At 41.7% G+C, this 19,923-nt stretch carries 20 protein-coding genes; 11 read left to right on the top strand and 9 right to left on the bottom strand.

Annotated elements, in window-relative coordinates; genetic code table 11:
• Window positions 1-103: 103 nt before the first annotated feature.
• From ACOZB4_RS18330 to ACOZB4_RS18300, 7 genes are all read right to left on the bottom strand, one after another.
• Complete coding sequence (locus tag ACOZB4_RS18330) at window positions 104-1,162, bottom strand: glycoside hydrolase family 130 protein (protein ID WP_379412209.1); 1,059 nt, start codon at window positions 1,160-1,162, stop codon at window positions 104-106.
• Window positions 1,163-1,179: 17 nt separating this feature from the next.
• Complete coding sequence (locus ACOZB4_RS18325; RefSeq protein WP_379412207.1) at window positions 1,180-2,712, bottom strand: response regulator transcription factor; 1,533 nt, start codon at window positions 2,710-2,712, stop codon at window positions 1,180-1,182.
• Window positions 2,687-4,498, bottom strand: coding sequence for a sensor histidine kinase (locus ACOZB4_RS18320; RefSeq protein ID WP_379412204.1), 1,812 nt, complete (start codon window positions 4,496-4,498; stop codon window positions 2,687-2,689). Before ACOZB4_RS18320 ends, ACOZB4_RS18325 begins: the two co-directional genes overlap by 26 nt.
• A gap of 27 nt (window positions 4,499-4,525) precedes the next feature.
• Window positions 4,526-5,362 (bottom strand): carbohydrate ABC transporter permease, encoded by an 837-nt coding sequence (locus ACOZB4_RS18315; RefSeq protein WP_379412201.1) that lies wholly within the window; start codon window positions 5,360-5,362, stop codon window positions 4,526-4,528.
• A gap of 14 nt (window positions 5,363-5,376) precedes the next feature.
• Window positions 5,377-6,252 carry a carbohydrate ABC transporter permease gene (locus tag ACOZB4_RS18310; protein ID WP_379412197.1) on the bottom strand — a complete coding sequence of 292 codons (876 nt, stop codon included), beginning with the start codon at window positions 6,250-6,252 and terminating at the stop codon, window positions 5,377-5,379.
• 89 nt (window positions 6,253-6,341) lie between these two features.
• On the bottom strand, window positions 6,342-7,664 hold the full coding sequence (locus tag ACOZB4_RS18305; RefSeq protein ID WP_422759593.1) for an extracellular solute-binding protein: 1,323 nt from the start codon (window positions 7,662-7,664) through the stop codon (window positions 6,342-6,344).
• A gap of 225 nt (window positions 7,665-7,889) precedes the next feature.
• Window positions 7,890-8,642 carry a superoxide dismutase family protein gene (locus ACOZB4_RS18300; protein WP_379406852.1) on the bottom strand — a complete coding sequence of 251 codons (753 nt, stop codon included), beginning with the start codon at window positions 8,640-8,642 and terminating at the stop codon, window positions 7,890-7,892.
• A 392-nt stretch (window positions 8,643-9,034) separates the two neighbouring features.
• Here ACOZB4_RS18300 and ACOZB4_RS18295 point away from each other — a divergent pair, with 392 nt between their 5' ends.
• From ACOZB4_RS18295 to ACOZB4_RS18265, 7 genes are all read left to right on the top strand, one after another.
• Entirely contained in the window at window positions 9,035-10,438 is a 1,404-nt protein-coding gene (locus tag ACOZB4_RS18295; protein WP_379406851.1) for a helix-turn-helix domain-containing protein, read from the top strand.
• A 689-nt stretch (window positions 10,439-11,127) separates the two neighbouring features.
• Complete coding sequence (guaD, locus tag ACOZB4_RS18290) at window positions 11,128-12,492, top strand: guanine deaminase (protein WP_379406850.1); 1,365 nt, start codon at window positions 11,128-11,130, stop codon at window positions 12,490-12,492.
• Window positions 12,493-12,549: 57 nt separating this feature from the next.
• Window positions 12,550-13,902 carry a uracil-xanthine permease family protein gene (locus tag ACOZB4_RS18285; protein WP_379406849.1) on the top strand — a complete coding sequence of 451 codons (1,353 nt, stop codon included), beginning with the start codon at window positions 12,550-12,552 and terminating at the stop codon, window positions 13,900-13,902.
• A gap of 545 nt (window positions 13,903-14,447) precedes the next feature.
• Entirely contained in the window at window positions 14,448-14,840 is a 393-nt protein-coding gene (locus ACOZB4_RS18280; RefSeq protein ID WP_076326502.1) for a sigma-70 family RNA polymerase sigma factor, read from the top strand.
• A gap of 33 nt (window positions 14,841-14,873) precedes the next feature.
• A complete protein-coding gene (locus tag ACOZB4_RS18275) occupies window positions 14,874-14,990 on the top strand; it encodes a YvrJ family protein (RefSeq protein ID WP_379406863.1) in 117 nt (38 codons plus the stop codon).
• A 13-nt stretch (window positions 14,991-15,003) separates the two neighbouring features.
• On the top strand, window positions 15,004-15,201 hold the full coding sequence (locus ACOZB4_RS18270; RefSeq protein WP_379406862.1) for a helix-turn-helix domain-containing protein: 198 nt from the start codon (window positions 15,004-15,006) through the stop codon (window positions 15,199-15,201).
• Window positions 15,202-15,291: 90 nt separating this feature from the next.
• Window positions 15,292-15,783, top strand: coding sequence for a hypothetical protein (locus tag ACOZB4_RS18265; protein WP_379406848.1), 492 nt, complete (start codon window positions 15,292-15,294; stop codon window positions 15,781-15,783).
• 50 nt (window positions 15,784-15,833) lie between these two features.
• On the opposite strand, the gene ACOZB4_RS18260 is transcribed toward ACOZB4_RS18265, so the two are convergent.
• Entirely contained in the window at window positions 15,834-16,586 is a 753-nt protein-coding gene (locus ACOZB4_RS18260) for a hypothetical protein (RefSeq protein ID WP_379406847.1), read from the bottom strand.
• 408 nt (window positions 16,587-16,994) lie between these two features.
• On the opposite strand from ACOZB4_RS18260, the gene ACOZB4_RS18255 reads away from it, so the two are divergent.
• The 4 genes from ACOZB4_RS18255 to ACOZB4_RS18240 all read left to right on the top strand — a co-directional run bounded on the left by ACOZB4_RS18255 (window position 16,995) and on the right by ACOZB4_RS18240 (window position 18,309).
• Window positions 16,995-17,201, top strand: coding sequence for a sigma factor-like helix-turn-helix DNA-binding protein (locus tag ACOZB4_RS18255; protein ID WP_379406861.1), 207 nt, complete (start codon window positions 16,995-16,997; stop codon window positions 17,199-17,201).
• A gap of 3 nt (window positions 17,202-17,204) precedes the next feature.
• On the top strand, window positions 17,205-17,363 hold the full coding sequence (locus ACOZB4_RS18250) for a YvrJ family protein (RefSeq protein WP_379406846.1): 159 nt from the start codon (window positions 17,205-17,207) through the stop codon (window positions 17,361-17,363).
• A 4-nt stretch (window positions 17,364-17,367) separates the two neighbouring features.
• Entirely contained in the window at window positions 17,368-17,565 is a 198-nt protein-coding gene (locus tag ACOZB4_RS18245; protein ID WP_379406845.1) for a helix-turn-helix domain-containing protein, read from the top strand.
• Window positions 17,566-17,667: 102 nt separating this feature from the next.
• The gene (locus ACOZB4_RS18240) at window positions 17,668-18,309 is read left to right on the top strand and encodes a hypothetical protein (RefSeq protein ID WP_379406844.1); all 642 of its coding nucleotides are present in this window, start codon (window positions 17,668-17,670) and stop codon (window positions 18,307-18,309) included.
• A gap of 54 nt (window positions 18,310-18,363) precedes the next feature.
• Here the strand turns inward: ACOZB4_RS18240 and ACOZB4_RS18235 are convergent, their stop codons facing one another.
• Window positions 18,364-19,077, bottom strand: coding sequence for a hypothetical protein (locus tag ACOZB4_RS18235; RefSeq protein WP_422759592.1), 714 nt, complete (start codon window positions 19,075-19,077; stop codon window positions 18,364-18,366).
• Window positions 19,078-19,923: the final 846 nt, after the last annotated feature.

Here is a 19,923-nt window from a genome sequence, read left to right as displayed (position 1 = left end):
CGTACCTACAACGTACGCTCCGCTCCTCAGTCCCTAGCTTCATCCAACCTTCTCGGTGCTGAAAACCGACCTTTTTGAACACGCACTTCAAAGAATATCAACCTTATACATAATCCAAGCTATCCAGCAGCTCTGTTATGCTGAATTCACAGCCAGCCATACATGTATCCGCTGCTCCGTAGTACATCTTTACTGTATCTCCTACGACTATTGCACCGCAGGAGAACACAACCCCGCCAAAGAATCCTTTCATCTCATACTCAGCCTCTGGCACAAGAAAAGGTTCAGTTGAGCGTGCAATCACCTTCGATGGATCATTCAGATCAAGCAGTATAGCGCCCATACAATAACGATTGTCCTTAGAAGCACCGTGATACAGCTCAAGCCAGCCTCTCTCAGTCTTAATCGGGACTGCTCCTCCACCGATTCTGCCATCGTCCCACATGCCTTCTCGGAGCCCTATTAAATGCTGATGATTGCCCCAATACAACAAATTGTCAGATTCAGCTATCCAAATCTCAGGATCAGCATTACTCTTCGGCACAGGTCTGTGCAGTGCATAGTATTTTCCGTTGATCTTCTCTGGGAATATGAGCACATCCTTATTCTCAGGTGCAAATATCATGCCCCGCCGTTCGAATGTAACAAAATCCGCAGTGTATGCAAGAACCTCACCAACCCCATAGGAGGAAGCGGCGCTATAGTAGATGTAGTAGCCATCGTCCATTGCTGTAATGCGCGGATCTTCTATCCCATAGACCTCTAGCTCACTGAAAGGATAGATTGCAGGCTCGTCATCCACAGTAAAATGACGTCCGTCTTTACTTCTTGCGATGCGAAGATAAGATAATGAAGTGAGAAACTCCCATTTGGACTCTCCTCTCCTGCATATAAACCGAGGATCGGAAAAATCATAGCGCTCATCACTCGTGTGAAATTCTAGAATCTCCAGTTGATGGGTATCTGTTCGATAGACAGGTGCTCTCACAACATCTGGCTCGTAGCTAATGGGTCTTTCAGCAACGCGAAGCAGCATGATGATCTCGTCACCATAACTGGTTATTCCAGCGTTAAAGGCACCTATTACCTCATACCCTTCCTTATGGGGCTTCACATCTTCTGGCACGACAAGCGGATTATTTTCATATCGGTAGATTTTCAATTTCTGTCACTCCTAGATTAAGTATTTGAGGACTCACCATGCAGGATCTTTCTATATTCTGTTGGTGTGACTTTAGTAAATTTTTTGAATACTTGTACGAAATATTTATACTCTTGATATCCAACTTGACTGGCAATTTGCCTTACCTTGTCCGGTGTTTTTTCCAGCAGCAGCTTTGCCTTCTCAATTCGAAATTCATTTAGATATTCATTGAAGCTCATGCCTACATCCTGCTTAAATAAAGAGCTGAAGTAGTTCGGAGATAGATTAATAAGATCTGCAACCTCTGAAGCTTTGATGTCACTTGCATAGTACTTTTGAATATATTCAATCGCACTTTCCATCGCCCAATGTTGATGTCTGGTCTTACCTTGATCTACGAAATAGGCAGCAGCAGCCATATCTTCCTCAAGCAATTGGCGCAGCCTGTTATAGGAACCATATGTAGTGACAGACTGAATTTTAAATTCCCGAATAGGAAATTCTTTATTCCGAACTAATTTTTCATATTGAAGCACGATCTTATTCTCAATGTATTGGCATTGCTTATATGCATCTGGCAATAAACAGACGTTCTGCAAAAAAAATTCAATCAACTTTCTAACCACTTCCATAATTTGATTGATATCTGACTTGAATACACCCTTAATTAATTCATCAACCAATTCCGTGGGCACATCATGCATGCTGTTCCATGAAAGATTACTTGGATTATGATGCGATCGCACATAGGTGAAGCGACGATTGCGTGCAATACTCTCAGTTAAAGTGGATCTAAGATTAGAATAAATGTGATTCACTTCACTTATAGGATGAGGAGTAGTATTTAATGCAATGAAGCCCACATTAGATTTCTTCGCTTCCTTTAGCAGATGCCTCAACTCTAGCCGAGAGAGCGCTTGCAGCCATTGATAGATACAGATTAAGGAAAGATGCTCATCCAGTTCGATAAACAGTGCTTTTAATTGGTATTGCTTCAATACAGCTTGAATACAAGCGTATTGGCTGTCACTCCTCATGATGGATTGATCCGTCTTGCTGCTTAGTGCAAAATAAGCGTTCCTTTGCAGGAGTTCATTATCCTGATTAAAGAGGCGCTCATCGCCCTCAATTTTCCCCAAAATGATATTTCGGAGTTCCATCTCCAAATAATATTCATCTTCTTGTTCCTTACGATTGATCTTTTCCACAACTGTACGTACGGTTTCTATTAACTCACTAATTTCTACAGGCTTCAGCAAATAACTTTTAACGCCTACCCCCATTGCTTTTCTGGCATACTCAAAATCATCGTATCCACTAAGGAGTATGACTGTAGGCGTTTTCGGTAGCTTATGAAGCCTTTCAGCCATCTCCAGACCGTCCATTATAGGCATTCTGACATCACTTAGTATAATATCGACGTCTCCATGTGCCTCCAGCCAGTTAAGGGCTTCAAGACCATCCTGGGCTACACCAACTACTTCTGCCCCGCATTCTTCCCATGGTACAGTCAGCCTGAGACCTTCACACATAATAGGTTCGTCATCTACCAATAGTATCTTTCTCATTGTGTGATTCCCCCAAAGGTTGATAGAGCCTTTCTACATTTATATCTTTTGGAATGATCGGTAAACAGATTGTGATCCATGTTCCCGATTTGTTAGGTTTATTCCATCGGAGTCCGTAATTGCTTCCAAAGGCTAGCACCAAACGATCTTGAAGATTTTTGAGAGCATGTCCTTCATTTTCATGGATACAGCGATTGAACTGCTTGAAAGTCAGTCCACAGCCATTATCAATGACATCAATGACCAGCATCGAGTTCTCTTCATAGCAGCGAACACATATCGTCTTAAGTGTTCGTTGCATCTTGAACCCATGAACGATCGAATTTTCAACCAATATTTGAATGGTTTGCTTCATCAAGGTTAAAGATTCGATGGTACAGTCATAAAAGATGTGATATTGCAGCGTATTGCCGATTCTTTTCTGTTGCAGATCCAGATAACTAGATAAGAAAAGAATTTCGTCTCCAAGGGAATTCCATATCTTTTGCTGCAGATTGACTCGAAAAATACGAGACAATTGTTCAATTAAGCGACTCGTCTCTTCTGCCTTCTCCAGCCTCGCCTTCCAGCGAATCATATCAAGTGTATTATAGAGAAAATGAGGATCGATTTGACTGAACAATGCCTTCAACTCGAACTCTTTCTGCTTGATCTTCAAGTTATACTCAATCTCAATATAGCTCTGAATCGTTTCTACCATCTGGTTGAATCTCGTTCCGAGCTTGCCGATCTCATCCATAGCAGTGACATGAACCCTCACGGAGAAATCGCGCTTCACCATCCGCTCTGTCTTTCTCGTTAAGTCGATGATGCGGCGAACAATAGAGTAATAGAAACCGATCAGCGCAACAAGTCCTAATATCGTTAAGGTGATAGCCATATTACGGATCAACGCACTAATTTGAGCGAGTTGATTTGCTACTGACTTTTCATTGACGACAGCAATCAAGTTCCAATTGACATCTGCAATTGACCGCTTAACTACAAGATAATCCTTTTCATCTGCTGAATATTGAAATGATGATTCTTGCGTGTTATCGATATCTTGAAGCAACTGCCCCAGCTCTGGACCATCATTGCCCACTTTAAGAATGGCTTGATTATGTTCATTCGTCAGATACACTGCTCCATGAGCGCTAAGATTTGGGATTTCTACAAGCTTATTCAGCTGCTGTACATCCAGTCTGATGCGGACAAGACCAATTTGTTTCCGAATATCGTTATAATCATTAATCACTCTAGATAACGAGATCACCCCTTTACTCTTACCGCTCCATGCGCTTTGTAATTGGTAGGCATCACTCCATACCATAAGACCCTTCCGCTGAGCTGCAATTGTATTCCATTGCTGCTCATCTCCATTCATAGGTTCGCCAGCATCAATGCATTGACCATTTACACTCTCAAGTTTAATAGACGTGATAAATTCTTTGGACTGCAGTTGAAAGAGCAAATAACCATTAATATTAGCAATGCGCTGCACCATATCCCGATCATTCAGTTGCTCTGTTGATGCCAACATATATCTTCGGATATCATCATTAAATATTGCGTAGGCTGAGATGTTCTCCACTTCCCTAACAATAGAAATCAGATTGTTTTCAATTTTGTCCAGTACATCTTGAGTCGATTCCAATGCTTGCTTCTTGAATACTAGATCCATCTCATAATAGATATAGGTTCCAATAAGCATCGTTGGTAGGGTAATGACAAGTAGAAACACAATGAGAAATTTATATTTTAGGCTCAAGTGCTTGTAGTTTTTGTAAAAAGACCATCTGAACATCGTATCAGCCCACCATCTATTGATTTCTTAACCTTTGACTGCACCTGCTGTCATACCGTTTACGATATATTTTTCCAACAACAGATAGATTGCTAGAATAGGTATCAGTGCCATGGTAAGCCCAGCCATCTGACTTACATAGTTGGTTGTATATTGCCCTGCAAAATTCTGCAGACCTAATGGCAGTGTCATCAGCTTAGGATCATTAACCAATACTAGTGCAAATACAAACTCATTCCAATTATTGATAAAGCTGAGTATAGTTACTGTTGCAACCGCTGGTCTTGTCATGGGCAGAATGATGGACCAAAAAATACGTAGTGTCTTCGCCCCGTCCATAACAGCAGATTCCTCCACGTCTTTGGGGAAAGCCTTCATAAAGCTAACCAACAAAAAGATAGCAATGGGCAGGTTAAATGCTGCATACGGAAAAATCAAAGCGCTTCGTGTATTAATCAGATTCAGTTGCTGCATAAGCAAAAACATGGGAATCAAGGTAGCATGAATCGGTACAAGCATGCCAAATAAAAAGAAACTATAAGCCCATTTGTTCATTTTCAAATTGAATCGGGCAATAAAAAACGCAGCCAATGCTCCAAAAATGACAGTAATAAGAACCGAAACCACTGACACAAATACACTGTTGCCAAAATAATCACTGAAATTTGCTGTATGCCAAGCGTCCACATAGTTTTGAAAATTCAAGCCATCTGGCAGACCCAACTTGTCTCTTGAAAACTGCTCTTTCGTTTTAAAAGAATTAATAACCATCCAGATAATTGGATAAAGATTGATCAGCGAGTATGCTACTAATATCAAATAAATAGTTGCTTTTTTTATTTTTTTTACATATCCAAGTTTCACCTCTCATCCTCCTATTAATTCGTTCTTTGTCCCATTAATTTGTTAACCATCGCAATCAAGGCAACACCGACTATAAATATAACAACAGCTACTGAACTACCATAACCAAACTGAAGCGTGTCAAATGACTTGTTGTACATGTAGATGGCCGTTACTTCCGTGGCATGGGCTGGACCTCCAAGAGTCATGACAAATATCTGATCAAACGTCTTTAAGCTACCAGAGATTGCTAGGACAAGGGTAGCAAAAATGGTTTCTTTCATCATAGGAATAATAATTTTCGTGGTTTTTGTCCATTCTGAAGCCCCATCTATCGCGGATGCCTCCAAGATCTCACCAGATATATTCTGAAGCGCTGCTAAAAATATCATTAAATACAATCCGATAAATTGCCAAATTATCGTTACACACACCGACAACATAGCGTACTTCGTATCACCAAGCCAGTTCTGAGCCCACGAATCAAGACCAATTAGTCTTAAAAACTCATTAAGCAAACCGGTGTCCGAATTATAGATCAAGCTCCATGTCAAGGCGACGACAACGGAAGAGAGGATGACTGGAATGAAGCCAACTGTACGAAAAAATTTCAGACCTCTTAATTTACGGTTCATCAACAAGGCGATAAATAAAGCTATCGACAATTGACCAACAACCGAAGCCAGAATAACGTACCCATTATTCAGGAGAGAATGCCAAAATACAGAATCTCCAAACAACTTTTTAAAGTTATCGAACCCAATATAGCGCATCTCCGAAAAGCCATCCCAGCTCATAAAAGAATAGTAAAAGGACATAAATATGGGTGCGATGGAAAACACAACGTACACAAACAATGCAGGTGCTAACCCTGCCAACACGATCCATTTTGTATTTTTATTTATAATCATACTGTCACTCCTAAGGAACTAAAGTAGACTGTGCGTACTACAATTCAATCTTACGAAGCACGCACAAGTCGTGCATGGTGAACGATGACCTATGGAACTTGCAATTCCTTCTGCATATCAGAAGCCAGCTGTTCTGGAGTGATCGTCCCCAGTGTGATTGCTTGTAAGCCATTGTTCAGCACCGAGATGACCGTTGGTGGCAATACCGAGTCGTATACAGGTGCCTTACCATCATTCGTTGCCTCGATCACTTCCTTCGTCACTTCTGACACACCTTCTGGTATCTCAATGTTAGCTGGAATCATCAAGCCATCTAATACGAGATTCGCATACAATTCCTCGCTATAGAAGTACTTCAAAAATGCAAACGCCGCTTCTTTTTCCTCACTGCTCAGATCAGCATTCAGCGCAATACCCACACTGCTAACACCTGAGACGTTCTCCGCCTTGCCTAATCCGCCTTCCAGTACCGGGAACCGCGCTACTCCGATATTCTTGCCTTCTGGCTTCACTTCCAAGATCGGTCCTACATCCCATGATCCTCCGAAGAACATAGCTCCCTTCCCTTGAATGAAGTTATCTCTCGCTTGGAAGTCGTCCAGCGTATTCATGTCCTCATTGAATGCCTTCAAACTAGTCATCTCTTGGATAATGGACAATCCTTGCAGAAATTGTGGATCAGAGAAAGTGGCGCTGCCATCCAACACCTTCGTCAAATAGTCGCTTCCCGTCGCGCGATCCGCTATCGTTGACAAGTAAACTGACTGCAATACCCATTGTCCTTTGTTTCCCAGTTGGATCGGCGTTGTGCCTCCCTCAACCAGCTTGGCGATCATATCCTTGAAGTCTGCATAAGTATCTGGAAACACATCGTAACCTGCCGCCTTCAGCATATCCTTGTCATAGAAGATCAAGCTGGTGTAACTCATCGTTCCAGGTACCGCATATTGCTTGCCGTCATGCCCATACTCTGCCATGATATCGTCAGCAATCAAGTCGCTCCAATTGGACTTGATCTCATCAATCGGCAGTAACACTCCACCTGCTGCCAGCGGCTCCAGCTCTGCTCCTGGCCAGACTTGAAACAATTCTGGTAGTTGCTTGCCAGCTGCTTGCGTTTTCAGTTTCGTCTTGTACTGGTCATGCGTCGTCGTCTGCATCTCAATTGTAATTCCCTCTTGACTTGCATTGAAGGCTTCAACACGCGCCTTCGCCGCCTTGCCCTCGGCAGCCTCATCCGTCCAGGTGTTCCACAGTACCAACTTGATCGGGTCTTTGCTAGCGCTACCCGTACTGGATGTACCTTCGCTAGATGAACCTTGGCTTGAATTGTCTGATCCACATGCTGCTAGCATTGATGTGATCAGTAATAGAATGGTTAGCAGCAGTACCCCTTTTCGTTTTCCTAGCATTGTGATTACCCCTTCCGCTCAAATGTAAGCGCATACTTTTTTCGCTTATGTTAAGTCTATCAACTAACAGAGTTTAACGTAATCCGAAAACACTCTAAAAACATCCAATATTCTTCAATCTGGACATTGGAAAGGTATTGCATAAAGTCATACTGACTGCTCATTTCTGTAAAAAAAAACGCATCTCCCTATAGAGATGCGTTTCCGTTGACCTGCCAGATTAGATTACTCCGGGATATTTCCCCCAGCCACCCGATCACCGGAATTTCCGGATGGATCGGTTACTTCGTCATCTTCGCCGGCATGAATGATCAGCGAGCGTCCGAGCACTGAGTTCAGCTGGTTCTTTTCAAGGGTTCCATGCTGGATGATCATCTCCGCTTCCACGGTGCCGTCTGCACCTACGACCAGATTCGGCATATCGCCAACATGGCTTCCTTGCGGATGCTTAAGGCCATGATGCTTGTCGGTCGGATTAAAATGCCCACCAGCAGATTTGAAATCCCTATCTTTGATCGTGTTCTCATGCACATGGAAACCATGCTTTCCTGGTGTGAGGCCGGATGCGTTAATCTTCGCCTTTACCCCGTCATTGATCTGCTCCAAGGTAACGGAACCAACAGACTCCCCCGCCGCATTGAACAGCTTGACTACAGGATGTCCCAGAGATTCCTTCCTGGAAGCCTGGTCCCAGAACACGGGTTGGTTAACCGGATCCGAAACCATGCCAGCGGGTACATCGCCGCTGCCGTTAGGCATCTTAGAATCCGAGGCCGCCGTCCCTTGTTTCGCCAATGGTCCGTCAACAGTGGAGTCGCCCTTTCCGTTAACGTAGTGGCTTATTTTAGACATCGTGTGTTTAATCGAATCCAAGGTTCCTTCGGGATTCGCGGCAGCGAACAAAATCCCTGTTAACAGCAGGGCTCCGGCCACAAAGGCGCCAGCCATATATTTTAACTTGTTGGTCTTCTTTTTCACTTCATCGCCTCCTGAATGATGTTATTCATTCATCTCCCAATCCTCTGATTTTATACGTCTAAGTCGTTATTTTCTGGGATATGAGGCGTTCGGCGTTGGTCATGATTCCAAAGACACTTACAATCGCGATCAAAGGTTGATCGTGCATTTAGGGCTATCGATTGAAGATGGTTGTATCTCCATCTCCTCTGCTCTTTAATGTTGTAATCATTTAATGTATCTCCACCTTCTTTGCGGTATGTCCTCGTAAATGAAATTTATTAAAATCCCCTCTATGAACTAATTTTTGAAAAAAGGAAGAATCCTGACGAAATTATTGACCAATGGTGTATTTATGCATTAAATTAATATTATAATTCATTTTCCTGAATATGGGAAATGGATCTGGGGGGGTGATACCATTGGTTCCTACAGACATCTCAATCAGCACTGAACTCGTTAAATACATAGAAAAAGAAAACTTAAGCATCTCTTCTTTTGCGAACCGTGCAGGAATCAATTCCGGAACGCTCAGCCGTTTCATTAACGGTCAGCAACAGCTATCCGTTTCTGGCCTTGATTTAATAACGAAAGCGATGAATCTTGAAGAAGGTTACTTTTATTCTGCCTACGCTAATGAGTCATCCCTGAACTGGAGGCGACTTGGTCCTTTTATTATGAGATGTGCTGAACTCGGTAAACTCGAGTGTATTTCTCACACTGTAGATATGATGGTGGATATCCAGACTTATGCTCCCCAACTATTCAACAGTGCAGAAGCTATATACCATAAAGGTAACCTAGCAGCGGCACTAATCATCTACAAGAAAGTAGCAGAGGGTGAAAAATATCGGCATTCTGAGCGATTAGGTTGGTGCCAATATCGTATCTTTACCTGCTCATTAAACTCCGATCAAGAAAATAACTTAAACTGCACCATCCAGTTTGAGGCCTATGTTCAAAGGCTTCCGGAAGCTGTACAGTTGGAGGCTCTAGAAGCCCTAACCAACACTCTACTTTCCCTCCAAAAGTGGGATAAAGCTAAACACTATGCACGGGAAATGGGAAGAATTTCGAGATTTCTTTATACCGTACATAATCATAAAATATCTAAAAGTAAGAAGAAAAATGTAACTCCTAAAAAACCTTTATTCGGTTATATCCTTTACTCTGATTTGATACTAGGCTCAATTGCTGCAGAAAAATCTAATTATAATGAAGCTTTATTTTATGTTTCCTGTTATGAAAATCAATCATGGATTGTGGAATCAGATGCAGTTTCTGAGGGTATCAAGAAAAAATTTACCAATTGGGCCAAAGGAAATCGCTATCTTTATCAATTAATGAATGGCAACTTTCAAGTAATCGACGAGTATATTGAGTATATTTCTTCTCTTGAAAATGAAATATTAAGAGCACTTTTTAGAATTGTACACGCAGCTATTGTATATCATTGGAATATTGATAAGTATCTAGAACAATATGAGAGTGTTATAAGAGAGCATTATGAACAAGGATGCGTGGTAGGAGACTATAACCAACAAATAATAAATGATCGGTTTGCCAACTTTCTCGCCGAAATTGGTGAATATTATATAAATCAAGGAAATATCCATAAGGGTACAAGATTTATATTGGATAGTTTAAATGTCTCGTATAAAATTAATAATACAGCTAATATAGTAAAGTGCTGTTCGACAATCGAATATATTCGGCATGAGATCGACCCGTTAGATCTACTAAGATACTCCCAATTAATGAAGGAGGTTCATAATCGTAATGAGAAGAAAGTGGACGAAAATTGCTTGCATTCTTAGCTTCATATGTGCATTCGTATTTATTAACAATTTCACTATTCCTGCCAAAGAGGAGCAATTAAAGCCCCATTTTCCTCCCCACATAATTAAAGCAAATAGCCATGGTGAGGGTGGGGGCTGGTAATATCCTGAATTGCATCGGTTAAGGAGGTAGCTTGTGCTGCCTCCTTTGTCATTGTCTTTTTTCTGGACCCGTTGTAAAGTAGGCACATTTACAATATGGCCAGAGCATCTTCAAATCGGAAAGAGTACAAACGCATGAATATGACCATATATCTGCATCAATGGATTGTGCATCGCTCTAGTTCTTCGTCTCAATGTCAAACAAGCCCTGCGGGTAATCCACTGCATACCAGAAAAAGAGGAATAGCCATGTGGAGAAGTCTTCATTTCAAATCCCCTTCAATCTCAAAAATAATGGGAGATTCAGTTATTCTGTGAGGGCCAGCTGATATCCTCTTGTTTATACAAAAAGACCTGTGGATATTATCGCTCATGAAGAAGCAGGCCCGATATCCCCAAGACAATTCCGAATGACCGCAATCGTGTCGTTCCTGACCTGTCATCATGATGGATCCTTCAACTATGCCTCAAGCTCATATCTATTCGCCTTTAAACTATGGACATCTCTTTTTTAACGGACTATAATGACAAAAGCGCTCTAAAAAACGAACATTAAGGCGGTAAATATGAGTAAATATATGTTATTATTTCAAGGGACTTCTTTTTCAAGCAAATCTCCCAAAGAAATTCAAGTATTAAGAGACTATCTTTACTGTATCAATGCGGACGGCATAATTGAACGAATCGTGGCACCGGAAGAGGCAGACTATCAATCCTTGCTGGATACGTATCAAGGCAGCGACAGCTTTCATCGATTAGAGGAAGGGCAGTATTTCTTGCCTGGCTTTGTCGACTTGCATGTTCATGCGCCGCAATGGGCTCAATCCGGAACCGCTTTGGACATTCCGCTCTATGATTGGCTGAACACCTATACTTTCCCGCTGGAATCGAAATTCTCCGATTTGGAGTTTGCGCAAAAGGTTTACGACGATGTGGTAAGCACCCTACTGGCCAACGGCACAACGACGGCGCTTTATTTTGCCACGGTACATAAAGAAGCTAGCTTGTTGTTAGCCCAAATCTGTGCGAGCAAAGGCCAGCGCGGACTTGTCGGAAAGGTCGTCATGGATGACCCCGAGCAAAATCCGGATTACTACCGCGATACGGACACATCCACGGCACTGGCGGATACAGAGGAATTTATTATTGCTGTACAGGAACTCGCCAAGACCACAAAACAAGGCGTGTATCCCGTCGTCACTCCACGCTTCATTCCAAGCTGTACTGATGAGGGGCTGAAGGGGCTAGGCGAGCTGGCAGCTAAATACGATACGTATGTGCAGTCCCACTGCAGCGAAAGCGACTGGGCGCATGGTTATGTGAAAGATCGATTCCAGAAAAACGATGCGTTTGCCTTGCATGATTTTGGCCTGCTGGGCGATAAATCGGTCATGGCTCATTGTAATTTCCTTGATGATCAGGATGCCGATCTATTCGCTGACACCGGCACCGCAATCGCCCATTGCCCGATATCCAACGCGTATTTTGCCAACAGCGTCATCCCGGTCGCCCGCTTCCATGCCAAAAATGTCGAGATCGGTTTAGGCTCGGATCTATCCGGAGGCTTCTCACCCAGTCTCTTCGATAATATAAGACAAGCCGTAATGTCCTCGAGGATGCTGGAAGATGGCGTGAACACCTCCCTTCCTGCGGAAGCTCGCGGCGTTCCCGAGTCGCGGATTACGGTCCACGAGGCATTCTATCTGGCTACGGCCGGGGGCGGTGAAAGTCTGAGCCTGCCGATCGGCCGCATTCAAGAAAACTACGCATGGGATGTGCAGGTGATCGATACAAGACTTCCTTCCGCGAAGCTGCCGATTTTTGATGAGTTTGAAGACATACAAGATATTTTTCAGAAAATCATGTATCTGGCACGGCCTGAGCATATCCGCGAGGTGTGGGTGCAAGGGGAAAAGGTTCATACGCGTTAAGAAAAATAGAGGTTGTTCAAAAAGCAATTCATCCTAACATTCGAGGTGTCCAGCGGAGTGAAAACACAAGCAGAAGAGCAACATGACACGCAAACAACATCACAGCATTTAACGGTTCCTCCCGACGGCAAAATTTCATTCGGGAAATCCGCCATTCTCGGTTTACAGCATGTCGTCGCGATGGACGTCTATGTCGTCCCTTTCCTGATTGCCATGTTAATCGGCTTAGCGCCCAATCAGTCCAGCGCATTGATTCAATCCACGTTTATTGCAGCCGGGCTTGCCACGATCGTGCAAACGTATTTCTGTATGAAGCTGCCGATGGCGCAGGGTCCTTCCTATGTTCCACTCGGCGCAATTGTCGCCATTTATGCCGCCAGCGGCGGCGGAGAGATGGGTTGGAGTTCCGTGCTGGGTGCGAGCTTAATTGGCGCGATCCTCGTGATTATTTTGGGGTATACGGGAGTCTTCAATAAAATCGTTACCTCCTTTATCCCGCCCATTGTCGGGGGCACGATCATCTTCATCGTCGGTCTGTCCTTATTGCCTGTTGCTATTCGAGACAATATCTACGGCGCCACGGACGCTACCATCAATCAGAACGTGCTGCTGGCCCTGATCTCAGCTGGTGCACTCATCCTGTTCGTGATCCTGGGTTCTTTGTTCCGCACAAGAGGCGCGATATTCCGCGTTACGTCCGTGATGGTCGCATTAATTATCGGATGTATCTCCGCTAACTTTATGGGTGTGCTGGATTTCAGTGCTGTCGCAAACGCCAAGTGGTTCAGCATGCCGCAGATTCCGTTTAAGGATTTTGGCTTCTCGTTCGACTTCTCGGCGATCATCACCATGATCATTATTTATCTCGTCCTGCTGGCAGAAACGACGGGTACATGGTTTGCCATCAGCAACGTCATTGATAAACCGTTAACGGATAAGAATATTAATCGTGGGGTGATTGGTGAAGGGATTAGCTGCCTGATTGCTTCCGGACTCGGCTCCACGCCGGTTACCGGCTATTCCACGAATGCAGGTATCATCTCCATCACGGGCGTAGCCAGTCGCCGAGTCTTTCTTGCGGTAGGTGGATGGTTTGTCCTCTTCGGCTGCTCCGGCAAATTGGCCGCATTGATCTCCTCGATCCCAACTGCGGTCATCGGCGGCGTATTCGCGATCGTCTGCGGTATCATCTCGATTAACGGGATCCAGGTCATGAAGAACGAAAAAATCGGGGAAAAAGAAATGTACATTATCGCCATCCCGATGATTTTGACGTTAGCGCTAGTGCTCATTCCTAAAGATTTCTTGTATACACTGCCTACGTTCGTGCAATATTTGCTGGGTTCGCCAATTCTAGCTGCTTCTCTTGCAGCGATCTTGTTGAATAAATTGCTGCCGAGTGCGAAGTAGGTTGAAGGGATAGGACATTGGAGTTGTATGTAAGCTAAACGGGGCTGCCCTCAAAGAGACTACGTTTGTTGTAGGCTTTGGGGGTGGCTTTTTTGTATGGGATTAACGATTAGCGATATTGGGGCGATTAGAATTCTTTAGCATCAGAGACTGAGTCCAGCCCGTAGTTAACGCCATCTCCCCTAACCTTGCCTGAAATTTGGCGTCTTCTTCACCCCAACCCGATTAAAGTAATCTTACCCCTTTATAAGAATGAACCTTGGCCGGCACAGCTACATCCCATTCCATCCCCCTGCATAATCTCAGTCCACTACCCAATTAGTGAGACGTTCTAATACCGATCAAAAAAAGGAGTATATTGTAATTTGATAGGAGATTTTTGTATTTATAAGTAAAATATGTGTTTTATTTCATTGATCAAAATGTTCTTAATGATAAAATATAGCAACTTTTGTTCTTGTTTTGGGAAATGGTTGTAAAAATGGGATTTCATCTCTCTTTATTAGATAGGAGTGTTCTCTTCAAAAAAGGAAGGGGGTCTTATTTTGAAAAAGAAAGAGGATATAAATCGTCGTTTTATCACGTATATGGCCAATCTTATTTACTACAACTCTATTAATTACGACAAAAAGAGACGAATGAAAGACAACCGATTTCCTCTGATGCTAGACAACAATGAAAATCAAGAGTCAGCATTATTTACAGTTTACGATTCAGAATCTGTACCACCAAATTTAAAAGATCACATTACAGATCATCTACTTCATCAAGCTTATGAATCCCTCCCAGCACAACAACAAATGATTCTATCTTACGCTTACGTACAAAAACTAACTGACAAGGAAATAGCCCGGATATTGGGAGTATCCCAACAAAATATCTCGAAACACCGATTAAAAGCGCTAGCTAAATTGCGCCGGTTAATTACGCAAGGGTGAGGAACGAAGCCGGAGGTTGATTTCGCTACTTTTATAGCTAATTTAGGCATTCCTATTGTAATTACTTCGTATCTACTTATTCGTTTTGAAAATACATCTGATTTGATCGAGGCTATTAGTGAATTGAAGATGAAATACAAAAAAACGTAAAGAAGTGATTTTTATGATGGCCGAATTGTTAGTACAAGCTCAGGAACACCATGATCAGAATGCAACTTTACAAATTCTAGAATCTTTCACACCAAAAATAAAAGCCTCCTTGTTACAGGTCCCAGCCAATCATCGAGAAGATTTAAAACAAGAACTCTACGTAAAAATGATCGAGGTTATACAAACTTTTGATATTAGTGAATTGAAATAAAATACGAGAGCGGTTGTAAAATCAGATGCTCATTTCTCTTTATATAGTGAGACGCCGGTGATCTACAAAAACTTTATGGAGGTAATACTTATGGCGATTGGTGATCCACTAACTTCGAGAGATCAGCTTTACGGACGTGATAGTGTCGATCTGGTGGCAAGAACACTTTGGGGGGAAGCGCGTGGTGATTCTGGATCACGTGTTGGTATTGCATATGTCATTAATAATCGTAAAAACAACACATCGTACTATGAATTTAGGAATCTTAATACAGTAAAAGATGTTGTACTTGCTGAAAATGCTTTTAGCTGCTTCAATCCAGGTACCCAAAGTTTACAAGAATGTCTCAAGCCGGATACATCTAGCCCTCAATGGGCTAATATCGTTAGGGTAGCTTCAAACTTGACTAACTACCCAAATCCAATTGCCGGAAAATGCTTCTACTCTGCGAACTGGCGCTTTGCCCAGCTCACCGAAACTCGAAACGGAAAACTCTACTATAGTTTCCCTGGGGGAAGAACTGTCGAAGTTACCTCCAAAATTGTAGTATCTGAGCATACGTTTTTTGATTACACTGGGTAACTCCTGACAAAAAACAAGCTTGCTCTATACTTAAGAGCAAGCTTGTTTTTCTATTTTTCTACAGGCTTAACGTCAATTTGATTAACTACAAACTCGTTTTTGTCTCGATTAAATGTATAGGTGGCGGTAAACTCACACGCAGTAATGGGAGAAGTACCCACTGAGCCTGTAAAGTTTAATTTGATTTTTTGCTCTTCGATATAATAAATTATGATGGCTCCGAAACCTAGTTCCAATTGATTATAATCTGGAGAAGGATCGAAGTTATGTTTGAATTTCGTTTCTTTCCCTTGAGTTTCAACAGTGATGGATAAGCTACCATCATAATTTTTAGAAACCTGCGATTTAATGTTCTGAGAAACAATATCATTAAAGTCTTGTACCTTAAATTCAGATAAATCCTTGGGATTCAATACATGAATATCATAGTTATCAAGTTGTGTTCCGTTTGCTGTCTGTATAATAACTACCGCTTCCTCTACACCGTCTCCTGTAAGGTCAGTATGCAGTACAACCGGTTTGGATCCAGTACTAGTAAAAGTCCAATCAAATTCTTTGGATACTCCATTTACATCAATCGTTACACCTTTATATCCTTCACCCTCTACTTTGTTTGCATAAAGTTTTACCTTTTGATCCTCAGAGGCAACAAGAAAGTTCATATTAGATTCTGCATTATCATTTACCTGAACCCTTGAAGGTTGACTCGTGGATTCTTGAGAGACTGGCGCTGATTTGTCCGAACCACAACCTGATAGCAAAATACTTCCCACCAGCATTAACAAACCAATTTCTTTTTTCAAACCTATATTCCCCTTTCATCTATCTAGCAAAAATTATATCAGAGCAAATAAGAAGTTGAATTACATAATAATAACAATATTTAATAATAAAGTTAAATTTATGTTAACAAACCTCAAGCATCACTTCAAGTAATACCCCAAGCCCAAGTTATAACCATGACGCGAAAAAATGACGTTCCCGGGACGAAACCCCACCTATAACCTCCTAACACGCATTTTCCACGCTCTCATTAACAACTGCAAATGTCTGAGAAGATGCTCATCATGTTTTTTCTCTCGAATGCCGTTTCAATCACATATCTTACGGCCATTTGAACAGAGCAATCCAAGGCAAGGGCGAATTTGTATTCTTACTTTTGGAAATGGTTGTAAAAACGGGGATTCATCTCTCTTTATTAGGTAAACGTTATCTCTTCAGATCATATTACGGATCATCTACTTCATCAAGCTTATGAATCCCTCCTAGCACAGCAACAAATGATTCTATCTTTTGCTTACGTGCAAAAACTAAATGTTATGGAAATAGCCAGGATATTGGGAGTATCCCAACAGAATATCTCGAAACACAGATTAAAAGTGCTAGCTAAATTGCGCCGGTTAATAACGAAAGGGTGAGGAATGATGTCGGAGGTTGATTTCGCTACTTTTATAGCAAATTTAGGCTTTCCCATTGCAATTACTTCGTATCTACTTATTCGTTTTGAAAGAAAAATTTCTGATTTAAGCGAGGCTATTAATGGATTGAAGAATGAAATACAAAAAAACGTAAAGAAGTGATTTTATGATGGTCGAATTATTAGTACAAGCTCAGGAACACCACGATCAGAATGCAACTTTACAAATTCTAGAATCTTTCACACCAAAGATAAAAGCCTCCTTGTTACAGGTCCCAGCCAATCATCGAGAAGATTTAAAACAAGAACTCTATGGAAAAATGATCGAGGTTATACAAACTTTTGATATTAGTGAATTGAAGTAAAATTCGAGAGCGGTTGTAAAATCAGATGTTCAATTCTCTTTATATAGTAGAACGCCAACAAGAAAAGCGTTCAATAAAAAAACTCAAGGAGGTCAATTTAAAATGGCTTGTGCAGCAAACATTAGTAATACTGTCAATGGATCGATCACTTACAATGGAACACGTTACGATATTCTTGCTTTAGCTAAATGGGTATCTTATCAAAGTTGGAAGAAAAGCGGTGGACTTAACGGAATGCCCGTTGCAATGATCATAACACAATGGGGGTTCGAGCATGGATGGGGAACAGCTGGACTCGCAGATATTCAAGCGACACTTAATTTCGCCTTCCAACGTTCAGCTTGCGGATACAGTGGAACTTATGATAATTCCAGACCATCTGGACGTAATTTGATTTTTTCTACTCTTCGAGATGGAATTTCCGCTTACGCAAAACTGATGATAGAAGGTTATATCCACGTTCGCTATGCTTACTCTAGAGCTGGAGGTAACGCACCTGGCATTCGCGCTGCTGTAAAAGCTCTACAAGATGGTTATGATCCGAATTACACTGGACCAGCCTCTGGTTTCTGTCATACTCAAGTATTTGCTCTTAACAGCTATGCAACAAGGCGAATTTGGGCAGAGCATCCTTACCCTGGCATGGATACAACAATTACTAACAGCGATAATACATGTCTCAATAGTTTAATGTACATCCAAAAAACAGATCCTAATGTCTACGGACTTTCGAATTTGTATTAATTATCTTATAAAAAAATGCACTATCAACCGACAGTACATTTTCTTCCAATTAATCTATTCTGATACAAACTGCTTCTTGGATATATCCAATGAGTAGACTATTTTTTCAATAGCTTGTTCATCGTTTTCTCCTTCAGTGTTTCTAGTAGACACAACCAACTTGCCATCTTCATTCTGTGGGAAGGTATCAACTGCATAATTAATAGTTTCTTGGTCATTATCTCCTGTTTTAAATGTTAATGGAAAAACTTCTCCATTCTCTTTATCTATACCAAATGCATATGAGTTATATCCTCTAGAAGCGGTATATTCCGGAGTAAGAAGATAAATATCAACCTTATCAAAACTGATCTCCTCAAAAGAAACGGTTTTATCGGTTTTCTGTACAAATATGAAATCATTTAATTTCTTAATCACTTTTTCTGAACCATCATGTATAAATATTACATTATAATTCCCTCTAAAAGTGAAGTCGCCTTCTGCTCCAAAAACGCTTGGCACCTCAATGTGGCCAATTTCCTCTTTGCCGTTGGATACAACCTGGAGTTCTCCAAACTCAGTACTCACTTGAGCTCGGACAGTTTGGTTCTCCACAATGGAGTCCAGTTTAATACTGTATCCATTATCGGGAAATTGAGACGTTAATTCTTCATTATTATTAGTCTCCTGGCTCTGAGTATTCGGAGACGGAGAGTCTTGAGATACTGAGGGCTGCTCGTTTCCACAAGCAGTCAGCAAGGCACCACACAAAATAACGGCATTTAACATCAAGATAGGCTTTTTAATAATTTTATTTCCCTTCTTTCGATTCATTGTTGAATTTAATATAGATTAGTATACATGATGTATAAACCAAAAAGTTGATATTATGTCATTTTATATTTAAAAAATAGTTACGAATGGAATTAATTAATCTAAGTGGGGCGATAAAAGTGGTTTGTCGAGATCAATTGATCAAAAGCATCCAAGCTGTACATGTAGCAGTCAGAGCATATTCTAAATGTATACCTAGCGATGAAACAAATGATACTGATAAGCAAGAGCAAGAAGTGTTCCAACGGTTTGATTTAGAATTGTCTACACAACTAGCCACTCTCCGTAGGATGTACATTGATAAATTCAACATCGATCCTATCACCGGAAGACCACAGGAAATATTGATACCTTGTAATTGTAGTCAAGTCGAATAGAATTATCGCTGCTTGTTGCGATGATATCTGGTTGGTCGTAACAATTGTCTTAGCATTGAACCAAAACAAAAAGAAATAGGCCGCCCTAGGCAAGGGTGACGACCTATTTCTGAACCTTGTACAGCCTACCGCCCTTAATAGCGGCTGTTGTCAGAAGTGAGGATGTTAGCAGCATCCTCACTCCACTTATATACATATTGTACCATAAAATACTCCATCAAATAGGTTCGCTCTATCCGCCACTTCTTACTTGCTTCCTCTTACTTGCTCCCTCGATCCCTCACTGCGCTGAAAGATTCGTTCGACATGAAGGAAAATGGGTTGCCTCCCCCATCTCGCTTACCTGACTATCTATGCCTGCACAAGCTGCATATACTCTCATCGAAAATGGCCCAATACGGCAGCCGATCTTCAACACCTAACT

This window comes from Paenibacillus sp. NPDC058898, from assembly GCF_049316025.1.
Lineage (GTDB): Bacteria > Bacillota > Bacilli > Paenibacillales > Paenibacillaceae > Paenibacillus_AQ.
The sequence above is the reverse complement of the archived record's forward strand: the minus strand, read 5'-3'. Positions and strand labels throughout refer to the sequence as shown.

Coding starts and splice junctions, on each gene's coding strand:
- ACOZB4_RS18325 (WP_379412207.1), bottom strand. CDS start 2,712: ATGAGAAAGATACTATTGGTAGATGACGAACCTATTATGTGTGAAGGT.
- ACOZB4_RS18265 (WP_379406848.1), top strand. CDS start 15,292: ATGGCGATTGGTGATCCACTAACTTCGAGAGATCAGCTTTACGGACGT.
- ACOZB4_RS18310 (WP_379412197.1), bottom strand. CDS start 6,252: ATGATTATAAATAAAAATACAAAATGGATCGTGTTGGCAGGGTTAGCA.
- ACOZB4_RS18240 (WP_379406844.1), top strand. CDS start 17,668: ATGGCTTGTGCAGCAAACATTAGTAATACTGTCAATGGATCGATCACT.
- ACOZB4_RS18270 (WP_379406862.1), top strand. CDS start 15,004: ATGATGGCCGAATTGTTAGTACAAGCTCAGGAACACCATGATCAGAAT.
- ACOZB4_RS18305 (WP_422759593.1), bottom strand. CDS start 7,664: ATGCTAGGAAAACGAAAAGGGGTACTGCTGCTAACCATTCTATTACTG.
- guaD (WP_379406850.1), top strand. CDS start 11,128: ATGAGTAAATATATGTTATTATTTCAAGGGACTTCTTTTTCAAGCAAA.
- ACOZB4_RS18250 (WP_379406846.1), top strand. CDS start 17,205: ATGATGTCGGAGGTTGATTTCGCTACTTTTATAGCAAATTTAGGCTTT.
- ACOZB4_RS18245 (WP_379406845.1), top strand. CDS start 17,368: ATGATGGTCGAATTATTAGTACAAGCTCAGGAACACCACGATCAGAAT.
- ACOZB4_RS18320 (WP_379412204.1), bottom strand. CDS start 4,498: ATGTTCAGATGGTCTTTTTACAAAAACTACAAGCACTTGAGCCTAAAA.
- ACOZB4_RS18235 (WP_422759592.1), bottom strand. CDS start 19,077: ATGTTAAATGCCGTTATTTTGTGTGGTGCCTTGCTGACTGCTTGTGGA.